14 protein-coding genes are annotated in these 12,886 nt (G+C 66.2%); 3 read left to right on the forward strand and 11 right to left on the reverse strand.

Annotated elements, in window-relative coordinates; genetic code table 11:
- Positions 1 to 35: 35 nt before the first annotated feature.
- Positions 36 to 725: an HAD family hydrolase gene (locus KM295_RS05695; protein ID WP_256028956.1), complete on the reverse strand. Its 690-nt coding sequence runs from the start codon at positions 723 to 725 to the stop codon at positions 36 to 38.
- Positions 726 to 797: 72 nt separating this feature from the next.
- A complete protein-coding gene (locus tag KM295_RS05700; RefSeq protein WP_256028958.1) occupies positions 798 to 1,862 on the reverse strand; it encodes an aminotransferase class I/II-fold pyridoxal phosphate-dependent enzyme in 1,065 nt (354 codons plus the stop codon).
- A 155-nt stretch (positions 1,863 to 2,017) separates the two neighbouring features.
- On the opposite strand from KM295_RS05700, the gene KM295_RS05705 reads away from it, so the two are divergent.
- Complete coding sequence (locus KM295_RS05705; protein WP_256028959.1) at positions 2,018 to 2,818, forward strand: high-potential iron-sulfur protein; 801 nt, start codon at positions 2,018 to 2,020, stop codon at positions 2,816 to 2,818.
- 42 nt (positions 2,819 to 2,860) lie between these two features.
- Here the strand turns inward: KM295_RS05705 and KM295_RS05710 are convergent, their stop codons facing one another.
- From KM295_RS05710 to KM295_RS05720, 3 genes are all read right to left on the reverse strand, one after another.
- A complete protein-coding gene (locus tag KM295_RS05710) occupies positions 2,861 to 3,133 on the reverse strand; it encodes a DUF7521 family protein (protein WP_256028960.1) in 273 nt (90 codons plus the stop codon).
- Between the two features lie 99 nt (positions 3,134 to 3,232).
- Entirely contained in the window at positions 3,233 to 3,589 is a 357-nt protein-coding gene (locus tag KM295_RS05715) for an ArsR/SmtB family transcription factor (RefSeq protein WP_256028962.1), read from the reverse strand.
- Between the two features lie 152 nt (positions 3,590 to 3,741).
- Positions 3,742 to 4,161: a universal stress protein gene (locus KM295_RS05720; protein ID WP_256028963.1), complete on the reverse strand. Its 420-nt coding sequence runs from the start codon at positions 4,159 to 4,161 to the stop codon at positions 3,742 to 3,744.
- Between the two features lie 131 nt (positions 4,162 to 4,292).
- On the opposite strand from KM295_RS05720, the gene KM295_RS05725 reads away from it, so the two are divergent.
- Positions 4,293 to 4,868: a DUF8173 domain-containing protein gene (locus tag KM295_RS05725; protein WP_256028964.1), complete on the forward strand. Its 576-nt coding sequence runs from the start codon at positions 4,293 to 4,295 to the stop codon at positions 4,866 to 4,868.
- A 38-nt stretch (positions 4,869 to 4,906) separates the two neighbouring features.
- On the opposite strand, the gene KM295_RS05730 is transcribed toward KM295_RS05725, so the two are convergent.
- From KM295_RS05730 to pyk, 4 genes are all read right to left on the reverse strand, one after another.
- Positions 4,907 to 5,260, reverse strand: a complete 354-nt coding sequence (locus KM295_RS05730) for a nuclear transport factor 2 family protein (RefSeq protein WP_256028967.1) — start codon at positions 5,258 to 5,260, stop codon at positions 4,907 to 4,909.
- 78 nt (positions 5,261 to 5,338) lie between these two features.
- Complete coding sequence (locus KM295_RS05735; protein ID WP_256028980.1) at positions 5,339 to 6,997, reverse strand: ABC1 kinase family protein; 1,659 nt, start codon at positions 6,995 to 6,997, stop codon at positions 5,339 to 5,341.
- 78 nt (positions 6,998 to 7,075) lie between these two features.
- Positions 7,076 to 7,423, reverse strand: coding sequence for an Hsp20/alpha crystallin family protein (locus KM295_RS05740; RefSeq protein WP_256028968.1), 348 nt, complete (start codon positions 7,421 to 7,423; stop codon positions 7,076 to 7,078).
- Between the two features lie 118 nt (positions 7,424 to 7,541).
- On the reverse strand, positions 7,542 to 9,299 hold the full coding sequence (gene pyk, locus KM295_RS05745; RefSeq protein ID WP_256028970.1) for a pyruvate kinase: 1,758 nt from the start codon (positions 9,297 to 9,299) through the stop codon (positions 7,542 to 7,544).
- 105 nt (positions 9,300 to 9,404) lie between these two features.
- Between pyk and KM295_RS05750 the strand changes: the two genes are divergently transcribed.
- A complete protein-coding gene (locus KM295_RS05750; protein WP_256028971.1) occupies positions 9,405 to 11,072 on the forward strand; it encodes an aldehyde ferredoxin oxidoreductase C-terminal domain-containing protein in 1,668 nt (555 codons plus the stop codon).
- A 22-nt stretch (positions 11,073 to 11,094) separates the two neighbouring features.
- Here KM295_RS05750 and KM295_RS05755 read toward each other — a convergent pair whose 3' ends face one another.
- A complete protein-coding gene (locus KM295_RS05755; protein WP_256028973.1) occupies positions 11,095 to 12,312 on the reverse strand; it encodes an acyl-CoA dehydrogenase family protein in 1,218 nt (405 codons plus the stop codon).
- Positions 12,313 to 12,466: 154 nt separating this feature from the next.
- Positions 12,467 to 12,886 (reverse strand): ATP synthase beta subunit C-terminal domain-containing protein (locus tag KM295_RS05760; protein ID WP_472924543.1); only part of this gene is annotated, 420 nt, incomplete at its 5' end.

Genomic DNA, 12,886 nt, shown 5'->3' on the forward strand with positions numbered 1-12,886 from the left:
CTCTCCTCGGAGCCGGATCCCGATTCGTTCGGTACTCACGGCCGATTCCGCGTCGATAGCACGTCGGGGAGCATCCCGAGCCCCGAGACGACGTGGTCCGGATCCGAACGCCGTGAGGGCTCCGCGTCGGCGTCGTCGCCGGCGAGCCACACCGATCGCACCCCGGCCGCGTTCGCGCCCGCGACGTCGGACCGAAGCGAGTTACCGACGTGGTAGCTCCGGGCGGGATCTGCCGAAAGCGCCGCGAGGGCGGCCTCGAAGGGGTCGGAACTCGGTTTTGCAGCGGTATCGTAGCCGGCGTGGACGACGACGTCGAAGGCGTCGTCGAGGCCGATCGTCTCGAGTTTTTTCGCCTGCATCTCGGGGGCACCGTTGGTGACGATCCCGACCGGAACGTCAGAACACGCCCCGAGAGCCGCCTCGACGCCGGGGAGCCGCTCGACGTTGCCGTGATCGCGCTCGTCGGCGTAGGCGCGTGCGACCCGACGGCCCGCCCCGGGGGGATGGCCCTTCTCGGCCGCGATGGCGGCGAAACACCGCTCACGGAGATCAACCATCGACTCGCTCTCCTCGACGAACTCGGGGTACCGGCCGTAGTACTCCTCGGCGGCGACGAACGGCTCGATCCCCGTCCGGTCGAAGGCGGCCGCGAGCAGCGACGCGCCCGAACGCCGGTACCGACAGAGCGTATCGTCGAGATCGAAGAGGACGGCGTCGGGGGTCATATCGGGACGTTCGGCGGCGGCGAATATATGCCGTTCGCCGCTTTCAGAGGGACGCGCTCGGAGCGCCCCCGTTCACCCGTGCCGATCGAGGAACGCTCCGAGCCGCGAAAGGCCCGTCTCGAGTTCCTCGCGTACGAGCCCGAACCCGATCCGGACCCACGCGGGCCGATCGAACGCCTCCCCGGGCGCGAGGACGACCGATTCCTCGGCGAGGAGACTCCGACAGAACGACTCCCCGCCGGCGAACCCGTCGGGGACTTCGAGGAAGGCGTTGACGCCACAGTCGGGATCGGACCACGCCAGCCCGTACGCTTCGAGGAACGACTCGAGCCGGGTCCGGTTTCCGGCGACGTGAGCGCGGTTCTCTTCGAGGATCGACTCGCGGTTCTCGAAGGCCTGTCTCGCGACGTGGTGGCCGATTTTCGGCGGCGCGATCGTCGTGTAGTCCTTCCAGTTCGCGGCCGCCGCCAGGACCGCCCGCGGCCCACAGAGCCAGCCGAACCGGAGCCCGGCGAGCCCGAAAGCCTTCGAGACACCGCCGGTCGAGATCCCGTACCGGCCGAAACTCGCGACCGGGGCGATCGGCTCGGGGGCCAAAAGCCGGTAGACCTCGTCACAGAGCAGGTAGGTACCGTTGTCCGCACAGTGTTCATAGACCGCCCGCATCGTCGCCGCGTCGTGGTACCGTCCGGTCGGGTTGTTCGGGTTGGCGACGACCACGACGTCGGTGTCGGGTTCGATCGCGCCGGCGATCGCGTCGGGATCGAGAGTCCAGTCGGGCGCCTCGAGGGGAACGCGTGTCACCTCCCCGAGCGCCTCGGGAAGACCCGTCAGCGAGCCGTACGTCGGCGTCACGACGACAGCGTGGTCTTCGACGAGCGTCAGGAACGCGAGCAGGTTCGCCTCCTGGGTGCCGCAGGTGAAAAGCGTCTCCTCGGCGCTCCTGTCGTGGTGGTCGCCGACCGTGGCTCTGAAACCGGCGTCGCCGGCGGTCGGGATCACGTAGCCGAGACCGCCGGGATCGGTATCGAAGCGGGCGGCGGCGAGCGGGCGGACGCCGCTTTCGGCGAGCATCACGTCGGCGTCGGCCTCGACCTCGGCGAACCAGCGTTCGAGGGCGAAGGGGGCGATCCGCATACCCGCCGAACGCCCGGCGTCCTAATAGGGGTTGTCGTCTCCATTACCGGTCCGGACCGGTTCGGTGGGGTGTGGGTTGTTCCGGTGGGGAAGGTAGCTTCATGCGATGAAGCCGCTCGTGTGTTTATAACACACGATAGGTATATTGGGTCGGTATGGCGCAAAAAGAGCGGTCAACCGACGGGGAATCGGCGCTCGAACGACGCCAGTACCTCAAGTACGCGACGTTGGGTACGGCGACGAGCGGAATCTTGGCCGGCTGTACGGGTGGCAACGGCAACGGTAACGGGAACGGAAACGGGAACGGAGACACGGAAGGTGAAGAAGAAGAGCACGAAGAACTTCCGGAGGGTGTCTCCGAGGAAGAGTTCGAATCGGGGCCGGTCCCCAACGAATACATGACGGCGATGTCGCTCGGCAAGGAGGAACGGAACCCCGACGATCTCAGTTCGAAATCGGAGGTAGAGTTTTCCGAGTTCGATGAGGCCCAGGAACACTCGGCGTATCAGGCGGGGTCGTGCTGTGCGAACTGTGCGGATTTCATCGCCGACAAGAACGGGGACGAGTTCGGGGCCTGTGCCGAGGTCGACGGCTACATCGACGGCGCGGACTGGTGTGCGATTTACGAAGGGTTGCCCGAGCCGGAGGTCCCCGAAGGGATGTCCGAAGACGAACTGGCGACGGCGGAGGTTCCCGAGGAGTACCGCACCGCAAAATCGCAGGCCGGCGAGGAGCGCAATCCCGACGATCTCCGGAGCCAGGAGGAAGTCGGGCTGACCGAATCCGTCGAAGCGACCGCCGACGGGACCGCCCGACCGGGGCAGTCCTGTGGGAACTGTGCGGATTTCATCCCCGACAAGAACGGGGATACGTGGGGAGCCTGTGCCGTGGTCGAGGGGTACATCGCGGTCGAAGACTGGTGTTCCATCTACGAGTCCATCAGCGAGGACTTGTAGATCACAGGTACAGCCCCGTTCAGCCGCCGGAGGACGGCGGAGTTACCGGATCGACAGATAGAGGAACCCGAAACCGATCACGAACAACAGCGACTCCAGCCCGTGGACAGTGTGGAGGTGGACACTCGAGAACCGGAGCATGAGTTCCTCGATCAGGATCCCCCCTGTGAGGAACAGGAATCCGCCGAAGGCGTATCTGTGTGTCGTCGATCGGGTCTCCCGGAGCGTCCGGAAGCTAGTCCAGGTGATAGCCAGCGCAAACGCCGCCGCGATCACGGCGAGACCGACCGAGAGAAGGTCCGTGATCTCGGTCATAGCTCCTCCTTCCCGAGGGGTACTCGGGGATCACGGCCGTGTTCCGGCCGTCGGATCGGATTGTTATAGGGGCCGTACGCCCGATCGTCAGACGGTCTTTTATGAGTCATGTTTCATTTCTTCCCAGAGGCGTTTGAATTGATCGACCGAATCGCGATACGTCAGATCGACGTGTACCTCGTCGCTGGCGGGTGAGATCTCGATAGTGGCGCTTCGGATGTTGTTTGTATACACCGTGTAGTGGTTCCCCTGTGTATCGATCTCCGTCTCCTGCTGTAGGAGGTCGTATTCGAGCAGCGTGTTGACGTGACGGTACAGCGTCGGTTCGGAGGCGTTACAGACGTCGGCCAGTTCCTGAACCGAACGCGGCTCGTGATCCGTCTCGTGGAGGATCCTGATCGTCCGCCGGTCGGAGAACAGATCGAACAGATCGTTTTCCTCCCTCCCGTCGTCCATCTTCGCTCGTTGCTGTCTGTATTCGGTATATCTTGATTAATATTGTCATTACTACACGACCTGATCGGCCGAACTGACTCACAGGATCGTAGATCACATCGGTCCATCCAGTGTTGGAGGCGGTCCGACCGGTCCGGAAACTCTCTCACCGACTACGGCACGACGGTGACGGGAACGGAGGTTCGACGGACGACCCGTTCGGCGACGCTGCCGAGAAACAGCCGGTTGACGCCCGTGCGACAGTGACTCCCCATCACGACGTGATCGATCCCCTGCTCGTCGGCGAACCCGGCGATCGTGCGGGCGGGGACCCCCTGTTCGGTCACCGTGATGAGTTCGACCCCGTGCTCCTCGGCGAGCTGTTCGGCCTCCTCGAACAGTTCCTCGCTTCGTTCCGCCCCGTGGTCGGTGTGTGCCGCAAGCGTAAACAGATCCCCGTAGCCGACCGGATGCGTGGTGTCGACGACGTACAGTACCGTGATCTCCGCGTCGGGATGTGACGACAGCGCGTGTTCGAGGGCGGCCCTCGACGGCGGGGAGTCGTCCATCGGGACGAGCACCGACCGGTCCATATAAAATAATAAAACATGAATTATTAAAGCTGTATCGGTGGTCACCCCCAGAACCGACCCCTCTCGAAAAGGATTAGGAACCGACACCTGTAGCTGCGGGTATGTTTCGCCCCCCGGTCCGTCGTCCCCTGGTGAGTGTGCTGCCTCTCGTGATCCTCGGTGTCGCACAGGTCACGACACCGCGACCGGCGGTAGGATTATCGCCCTTCGAAGGGATCCTCGCGGCGGTGCTCCTGACGCTCGTCATCGGCGGCGGACTGATCTTACTCGCGCCGGATTATACGAATCGAGCGACGTTGCGGGTCCTCGAGGAGCCGTCTGATTCGCTCCTGTATGGGATCGGGATCGGTGTCGTGACGGCGATCGTGCTGGCGGTGTTGATGATCACGGTGGTCGGTATCGTGCTGGCGGTACCGCTGACTATTGTTTTGCTCGTTTTTAGTACGATCGGCTACCTCGCCGTCGGACGCATCCTCACAGACAACTGGATCGGCGTCCTGCTCGTCGCGGTTGGGGTGTCTGCGATCGTGGTTGTTCTCGTCACGATGGCGCCGTCGGCGGGCATCGTCGTGCCTGTGATCGGGGCGCTGTTCGGAGTTCTCCTCGGCAGTTTCGGGATCGGCGCGGCCTACCTCGAGGCCCGCGGCGACACCCGGACCCGGCCCGATCGATCCGAGGGAGACGGGCGGTCGGGGACGGATCGATAGCGAGCCGAAGACGTTCGATTCGTCGCGGGCGGGGTAATTCAGGAATCGTTGAGATAGACGGCGAGCCGGGTGATCCCTTCCTCGTCTTCGTCGAACTCGAAGACGTTGCAGAACTCGGCCTCGACGGTGCCGTCCCCGCTCTCGCCGGTGACGGTCCCCTCCGCGACCGACGCGACCTCGCCGTGGACCCGGAGCGTGACCTCGTGGACCGTCTCCGAAAGCCCGCGTAGCTCGTTCATGTAGGTTTCCAGACCCCCAAAGCCCTCGAGGTCCCCGTCGAGAGACTCATAAACGAAGCCCTCAGCGAGGGCGGGGCGGACGATACCGAGGTCGTCGGCGTCCATCGCATCGAAGTACGCGTCGATCAGTTCGTCGCGGTCTGATTCGGACATGACGCCCCCGACTTGTCAGGGGGAGCGTATAAACCCTCCCGCGTGTGCTCACGCCCCGATGTGTCCCCGATGTGTCGGTCACTTCTCGCGTTCGCGGAGTCGCTGGCGGGTGAACTTCGGGCCGCCGCCGATCCGCTGGCTCCGGGTCCGGAAGGACCGCCAGAGCAAGAGCCCGATCGGGATCGCGAAGGCGAGCGCGAGGGCCGTCGCCTCGAGCGTCGCGAAGGCATACAGCACCGACGCGGAGACGACGGTCGCCGCGAGCAACCCACCGAGGACGATCCGCTTCGCCAGCCGATCGAAGGTCTGCTCGCCGCGGTCGAACTCCACGGTGAGCGTGACGTCCCCGCGATCGAGATCGTCGAGCGCCGATTCCAGTTTCGGCGGCACCCGGACCATCGATTCGCCGAACGCTCTGACTTCATCGGCGCGGTCGGCGATGAAATCGCGGGCCCCCTCCTCGATGAACCCCTCCTCGCGGAGGAAGTCGGTCGCGACGGCGATGAAATCGAAGTCCGGATCCAGTGTGACGCAGACGCCCTCGACGACCGTCGCCACCCGCAACACCAACGCGAGGTTCGGCGGCAACCGCAGCGGGAACTCGTAGATCGTGTCCTCGACCTGCTGGACGATCTGGTTGACACGGTACTGTTCGATGTCCTCGCCGCGGGCGTCGGCGATCGCCAGTTCCATGATGTTCGACATCACTTCCCGGTCGGCCTCGGGGCTCAGGGTGCCCATCTCGATGAGCGTATCGAGGATCGCGTCGGTGTCCTGGGCCGAGACGGCCATGTAAAACTCGATTATCTTCCCCTGGATGAACGGATCGACGTAGCCGGACATCCCGAAATCGTAGAAAACGAGCGTCCCGTCGTCACGCACCGCCAGGTTTCCGGGGTGGGGGTCGGCGTGGAAGACGCCGTCCTCGACGACCATCTGGAAGTACGTCCGCTGGAGCGTCTCCGCCAGTTCGGTCCGGTCGAGCCCGAGTTCGTCCAGGCGATCGATCTCCGAGATCTTCGTTCCCCCGACGTACTCCATGGTCAACACGCGGTCGGTCGACAGTTCCGACAGCGCATCGGGGATCCGGACGGCGTCGTTGTCGGCGAGGTTTTCGCCGATCTCGTCGAGCATCCGGCGTTCGCGGTCGTAGTCCATCTCCTCGCGGATGGTCTTTTCGAACTCGTCGGCGAGCGTCTCCAGCGAGAACGACCGTGCCTCGCCGACGAACCGCATCAGGATCGGCAGCGACCACCGGACGACCCGAAGATCCGCCTCGACGAGCGGTTCGATCCCCGGCCGCCGGACCTTCACCGCCACCTTCCGGTCGTCGATGCGGGCGGTGTAGACCTGCCCGAGGCTGGCACCGCTTATCGGATCGGTGTCGAAGTCTTCGAAGACATCCCCGACCGGCCCGATGTCGTCCTCGATGATCGCCCGTGCCGCCTCCCAGTCGGCCGGGGGTACGTCGTCCTGGAGGCGCTCGAACTCCTCGATGTACTCCGGCGGCAACACGTCGGGCCGCGTCGAGAGTAGCTGGCCGAGCTTGATGAACGTCGGGCCGAGCGTCAAAAGCGAATCCAGAAGCGCCCGGGCGCGCTTTCGTCGGGTCCCCGGGGCGACGGTCCGCCCCGGACCGAAGAGGAGAAACCGGTTCTTGTCGCGGGCGTACGCGAGCAAAAGCGGGAGGAACTGGTAGGCGACGACGACGAACCGTCGGTAGGCCCGAAGCATCAGCGCCGCCCCCCGACCGATAACGGAAGCGAACGGGCCTCGCTGGCGGAGCGGCGACTCATCGGTCCGGCGACGCCCCCGTCACGAGACCGGGACCTGCCGGCCGCCGTCGGCGTCCGACTTCGGCAGCGTAAGCGTGAGCACGCCCCGGTCGATCGACCCCTCGGCGTCGGCCCCGGTCGCGTCCGGCGGCAGGGGGAGATCGACGTCCAGAAACAGCGCCCGCTCCTCCGAGAGGTACCGGAACTCCCGGGGGACGTCCTTTGCCTTGCGAGCCTCGATCTGAAGCCGGCCGCAGGCCACCGTCACCTCCAGCGTCTCGGCGGTCACCCCCGGCAGATCGACGACGAGCAAGTAGGCATCCTCGCTTTCGAGCAGATCGGCGAAGACGGCCTCGGGGAGTTCGTCCAGCGCCTCGCGCAGTTGCATACCGTCGGGTACGGGCGCTCCCGCGTTAAAGCCCCCGGTGGCGGCGAGCCCGAAACGGACGGCGGCGATCGGAAAGAACCGCCACGGGGGGAACCGCCGGCCCGAAGAGTAGACGACCCTAGCGCTGTCGGGTGTCGGCCGTCACGTCCCCCTCGTAGACGACGGCCCGCTCGCCGTCGAGCGTGACGACGGCGCCGTCCTCGATCGAGGACGGAAGCGTCACCCCGGAGATCATCGGGACGCCGAGTTCGCGGGCGACGATCGCTGGATAGCCGGTCAGCCCGGATTCGGCGGCGACGATCCCGGCGATCTTCGAGACGTCGCCGTCGAACTCGCCGTCGAAGCCGGCGGGCAGAACGGCGATCGACCCCTCCGGGAGGGCATCGAGGTCGCCGTCGGCCGTCCGGCCGACCGGGGCAGCCACCTGCCCGGTGACGACGGACCGGCCGGTCGCGACCGTCTCGGCGACGACGTGGACCTTCAGCGTGTTCGCCACGTCGGCCTCGGGCGGGTCGGTCATCATCCCCGCCAGCACCACGATCGTGTCGCCGCTGGTCGCGACGTCGGCCTCGAGGGCGCTTTCGACCGCCGTCTCGAGGACCGAATCGATGTCGGCGGCGTAGCTCCCGTATCGCGCGTCGACCCCCCAGCTGACCGCCAGCTGTCGGCGGACGCGATCGTCCGGCGTCGCGGCCACGACCGGGACCGACGGCCGGAACTTCGCCGCCTTGCGGGCGGTGTAGCCCGACTCCGAGAGACAGACGATCGCCGCCGCGTCGACGTCGTCCGCGAGATAGCGGGCAGACCGGGCCACTGCGTCGGTTCGGACGCCCGGTTCGGCGGCCGGCACGCGGCGGTCCCGCGTCTCGGCGTACTCCTCGCTGCCCTCGATGCGGCCGACGATCCGCGACATCGTCTCGACGGTCTCGACGGGGTACTCGCCGACCGCGGTCTCCCCCGAGAGCATCACCGCGTCGGTCCCGTCGAAGACCGCGTTGGCCACGTCCGACGCTTCCGCGCGGGTCGGCCGCCGCGAGGCGACCATCGAGTCCAGCATCTCGGTGGCGGTGATGACCGGCACCCCGGCGTCGACACACCGACGGATGATGCGTTTCTGGATGACCGGGACGTCCTCCAGAGGACACTCGACGCCGAGATCGCCGCGGGCGATCATGACCCCGTCGGCGGCGGCGACGATCGACCCGATGTTCTCGACTGCCGCCGACCGCTCGATCTTGGCGACGACCGCGGTGTCCTCGGCCCCGTATTCCTCCAGCGTGTCGGCGATCTCGTAGACATCCTCGCTGTCGCGGACGAAAGACGCCGCGACGAGATCGATCCCGCGGTCGGCGGCGAGCCGAAGGTTCTCCCGGTCGGCCTCCTCGAGGAGGTCGATATCGAGATCGACGCCGCGGGTCGTCACGCCCGCCCGCGAGCCGAGTTCGCCGCCCGACTCGACGCGTGCGTGGACGGTTTCACCCTCGATTCGCTCGACGGTCGTCTCGATCCGCCCGTCGTCCAGCAGAACCGTATCGCCCGGCTCGACGGCGGCGATCGAGTGTGTCGTTTCGACCGTCCTGGGGGAGACCGTCGACCCTTCCTGGAACCGAACCGTCGAGCCCGCAGCGATCTCGACCGGCGAGTCGGTCTCGGCGGTCCGGACCTCCGGGCCGGCGAGATCGAGCATGATCGCGAGCGACGCCTCGGTCGCCGAATCGACCGCACGGACGCGCTCGGCGAGCTGGGCACGGTTTTCGAGGGTGCCGTGGCTCGCGTTCAGCCGCGCGACCGACATCCCCGAGTCCGCAAGCCGACGGATCGTCGCCCGGTCCTCGGAGGCGGGACCGAGCGTACAGACGATCTTGACGTTTCGCATACCCCCCATCGGCCGAGAAGATTTAAAAACCCCCTGACAGATCGCGGGGGCGCCGGGGGTCCGACAGGAGGAGAGCTTAACTGCACCCGTGCGGAACGGGTCGGTATGCTCCACGCGAACGGACCGCTTCTCACCGTCGACGTCGGCGAGCGGACCTCGACGCGAACCGAGATCGACGGCCTCCTCGAGGAGTTCGTCGGCGGGCGGGCGCTCGCGACCGCGCTGGCCCACGACCGGATCCCCTTCGACGCGGACCCGCTCGGGCCGGAGAACCGGGCGTACCTCTCGACGGGGCCGCTCCAGCAGAGTCAGATGTCTTTCACCGGGCGGATGAACATGACCGGGCTCTCGCCGCTGACCGACGGGCTGGTCTCGACGAACGCCGGTGGATACCTCTCGCGGAACTTCACGAAAAGCGGGATTTCGGTCCTCGAACTCGTCGGCGAGAGCGACGAACCGCTCTTGATCCACGTCACCGACGACGGCGTCGAGTTCGAGGAAGTGCCGGACCTTTCGGGCGCGCTCGTCCCGGAGGTCTCCGAGTACGTCGCCGAGACGCGCGATCTCGGCCCGGAGAACTGCATCACGATCGGGCCCGCGGGGGAGAACCTCGTCCGGTTCGCCTCGGTGATGACCTTCGACTCGCGGGCGTTCGGCCGCGGTGGCCTCGGGGCGGTGCTGGGCTCAAAGAACGTCAAAGGCGTCACGTTCTCGGGGAGCGCCGAACTGCCGGTCGAGATTCCTGATCCCCCGGAGATGGACATCCACCGGGAGGCGGCGACCTCCGACGACATCAGAAGACGCCAGGGGACGACGGCCGGGACGGTGGTTCGAAGCGAGGTCTTCTCGCTGCCGACCCGGTATTTCAGCGAACAGAGCTTCGAGGAGGTCGAGTCGATCGGCGGCGACGCGGTCGAGGAAAAAAAGTACAAGAAGGGCTCGTGTTCGGCCTGCGCCTACGCCTGCAAGCTCCCGCTTCGGGACGAGGAAAGCGGCGTCGAAACCGAGGGCCCGGAGTTCGAGACGCTGTACTCGTTCGGCTCGAACCAGGGCGTCGGCGACCTCGTCGAGATCATGCGGGCCAACGAGCTCTGTGACACGCTGGGGATGGATACGATCTCCGCGGGCGTGACCGTCGCCGCCTACCTGGCGAGCGAAGACGAGTTCGGGAACGCCGAACTCGCCCAAGAGATCACCGAGAAGATCGCCTACCGAGAGGGGATCGGCGACATCCTCGGCGAGGGCGTCGCCCGCTGTCACGACGAGTTAGGTGTCGAGGACTGGACGGTCAAAGGACTGGAGTTCGCGGCCCACGACGGGCGCGTCCTCCACGGCCAGGGCCTTTCGTACGCCGTCGCCAACCGCGGTGCCGATCACATGTACTCGGTCTTTCTCAGACTCGAGTACAACGGCGACGTCGAGACACAGGGCACGCTGGGGAAAGCCGAGACGCTGATCGAGATGGAAAACCACGCCGCCTTCCGCGATTCGGGCGTCGTCTGTGCGTTCGGCGACGGCTACGTCACCGACGAGCGCCTCGAATCCCTCTTCGAGGCCGACTACGAGGACCTGCTGTCGGTCGGAGCCGAGACCGTGGCCCGCGAGCGACACTTCAACAACGAACGCGGGTTCGACGTCGGCGACGATCGGCTCCCCTACGAGCTTCCGGATCTGGAGGCGGCCATCCAGGAATACTACGACGCCCGCGGCTGGAACGACGACGGGACCGTTCCCGAGGGGGTCGTCGAACCGGCCGGAAACCCGGCGGACTGATCTCTGAGTCCCCGCAATCGCGTTATTTTTCGTATCGCGTGACCGGCCCGAGTTCCTCGGTGTGGACGTCCGAGAAGGAGTCGCGCGCGATCGTCCGGAGGTGGACCTCGTCGGCGCCGTCGACGAGCCGGAACTGCCGGACGCTCTCGTAGAAATCGGAGATCGGGAGGTCCTTCGCGATGCCGTTGCCGCCACAGAACTGCAGCGCCGTGTCGATTGCGTCCTGCGTCGCGTTCGCGGTGAACACCTTCGCCATCGAGACGGGGATCCGCGCCTCGCCGCCGGCGGCGATCTCGTCGGCGGCCTGTCTGACGAGCGCCCGGGCGGCCGCCAGTTCGGTCTCGTGTTCGGCGATCTCGTGGCGTGGGGCCTGCTTGTCCGCGATCGTCTCGCCGAACGCCTCGCGTTCGGCCATGTACGCCTTCCCGATCTCCAGGGAACGTTCGGCCATCCCGGAGTACCGCATACAGTGGGTCAACCGCGCGGGGCCGAGCCGTTCCTGGACGTGGGTGAACCCTTCGCCCTCCTCGCCGAGGAGGTGTTCTTCGGGCACGCGGACCTCGTTGTACTTGATCTCGGCGTGGCCGTGGCTCTCGATGTCGGGGCCGACGTGGGGGATGTTCCGGACGATCTCGACGCCGTCGGCGTCCGAAGGCACGATGAACACCGAACAGCCCTCGTAGGGGTGGACCTCCTGATCCGTCCGCGCGAAGACCAGAAGGATGTCGGCGCCGATCCCGTTCGTCGTCCACCACTTGTGGCCGTCGATGACCCACTCGTCGCCGTCCTTCTCGGCGGTCGTTTTGAGCATCTTCGGGTCCGAGCCGCCGCCCTGCATCGGCTCGGTCATCGAAAAGCCGGAGGAGATATCGCCGTCGACGAGGGGTTTCAGATACTCTTCCTTCTGGAGTTCCGAGCCGTGAAGCTCGAGCAGGTGCATGTTCCCCTCGTCGGGGGCGGCGATACGCATCGCCTGGGCGCCGAGGATGCTCCGTCCGGCCTCCTCGAAGGTCGGCAGCGCGTCCCGGAAGTCATAGCCCATCCCGCCGTACTCCTCGTCGATCTGTGGGGCGTAGACGCCGTACTCCCGTGCGGCGTCCCTGAGCTCCTCGAGGGTGCTCTCGGAAGCGGCCATCCCACCTTTGAGTTCCCGCTCTTTCGGGAGGACGACCTCCTCCATCAGCTCGTGGGCGCGCTCGGCCAACGCCTCGGCCTCCGCCGAGTCGGTAAACGAAACCATACGCGGGATACCGGTCTCGCGGTAATAAACGTGTGGCACCCGTCTCACAATGTTAGCCTCCGGCGAGAATACGCATGCAACGTTGCCGCCGGGAGCCGAAACGCGGCGGCCGGGACACGGAACGGAATCGGGCCGGGGCTGGAGACGTCTCGTATCAGTCGTCGGCGGTGACCGGTTCCTCGGTCTCGCCTTGGATGTAGTACTCGTCCAGAAGCTCCTCATCGATCCGGTTGAGCGCTTCGCGGGGCAGTCCGCTCAGCAGTTCCCAGACGATATCGAGCGTCTCCCCGACGTCGCGGTTCGTGTCGTAACCCTGCTCGACGAACTCCTCCTCGAAGGCGTCGGCGAAGTCGAGATACTTGTTGTCGAGTTCCGAAAGCGCCTCCCGACCGACGATGTTCACCAGATCGCGGAGGTCCTCGCCTTCGGCGTAGGCCGCGTACGCCTGATCGGACACGTCGGCGTGGTCCTCGCGGGTGAACCCCTCGCCGATCCCGTCGTCCATCAGCCGCGAGAGGCTCGGCAGGACGTTGACCGGCGGCTCGATGCCCTGGCTGTTGAGGTCCCGATCGAT

Origin of the sequence: Natronomonas aquatica, from assembly GCF_024449025.1 — an archaeon.
GTDB lineage: Archaea > Halobacteriota > Halobacteria > Halobacteriales > Haloarculaceae > Natronomonas > Natronomonas aquatica.

Excerpts from the sequence above, each read along its gene's own strand:
- KM295_RS05740 (WP_256028968.1), bottom strand. The coding sequence starts at position 7,423 with ATGCAACTGCGCGAGGCGCTGGACGAACTCCCCGAGGCCGTCTTCGCC.
- KM295_RS05710 (WP_256028960.1), bottom strand. The coding sequence starts at position 3,133 with ATGACCGAGATCACGGACCTTCTCTCGGTCGGTCTCGCCGTGATCGCG.
- KM295_RS05700 (WP_256028958.1), bottom strand. The coding sequence starts at position 1,862 with ATGCGGATCGCCCCCTTCGCCCTCGAACGCTGGTTCGCCGAGGTCGAG.
- KM295_RS05715 (WP_256028962.1), bottom strand. The coding sequence starts at position 3,589 with ATGGACGACGGGAGGGAGGAAAACGATCTGTTCGATCTGTTCTCCGAC.
- KM295_RS05750 (WP_256028971.1), top strand. The coding sequence starts at position 9,405 with ATGCTCCACGCGAACGGACCGCTTCTCACCGTCGACGTCGGCGAGCGG.
- KM295_RS05730 (WP_256028967.1), bottom strand. The coding sequence starts at position 5,260 with ATGTCCGAATCAGACCGCGACGAACTGATCGACGCGTACTTCGATGCG.
- pyk (WP_256028970.1), bottom strand. The coding sequence starts at position 9,299 with ATGCGAAACGTCAAGATCGTCTGTACGCTCGGTCCCGCCTCCGAGGAC.
- KM295_RS05705 (WP_256028959.1), top strand. The coding sequence starts at position 2,018 with ATGGCGCAAAAAGAGCGGTCAACCGACGGGGAATCGGCGCTCGAACGA.
- KM295_RS05755 (WP_256028973.1), bottom strand. The coding sequence starts at position 12,312 with ATGGTTTCGTTTACCGACTCGGCGGAGGCCGAGGCGTTGGCCGAGCGC.
- KM295_RS05720 (WP_256028963.1), bottom strand. The coding sequence starts at position 4,161 with ATGGACCGGTCGGTGCTCGTCCCGATGGACGACTCCCCGCCGTCGAGG.
- KM295_RS05695 (WP_256028956.1), bottom strand. The coding sequence starts at position 725 with ATGACCCCCGACGCCGTCCTCTTCGATCTCGACGATACGCTCTGTCGG.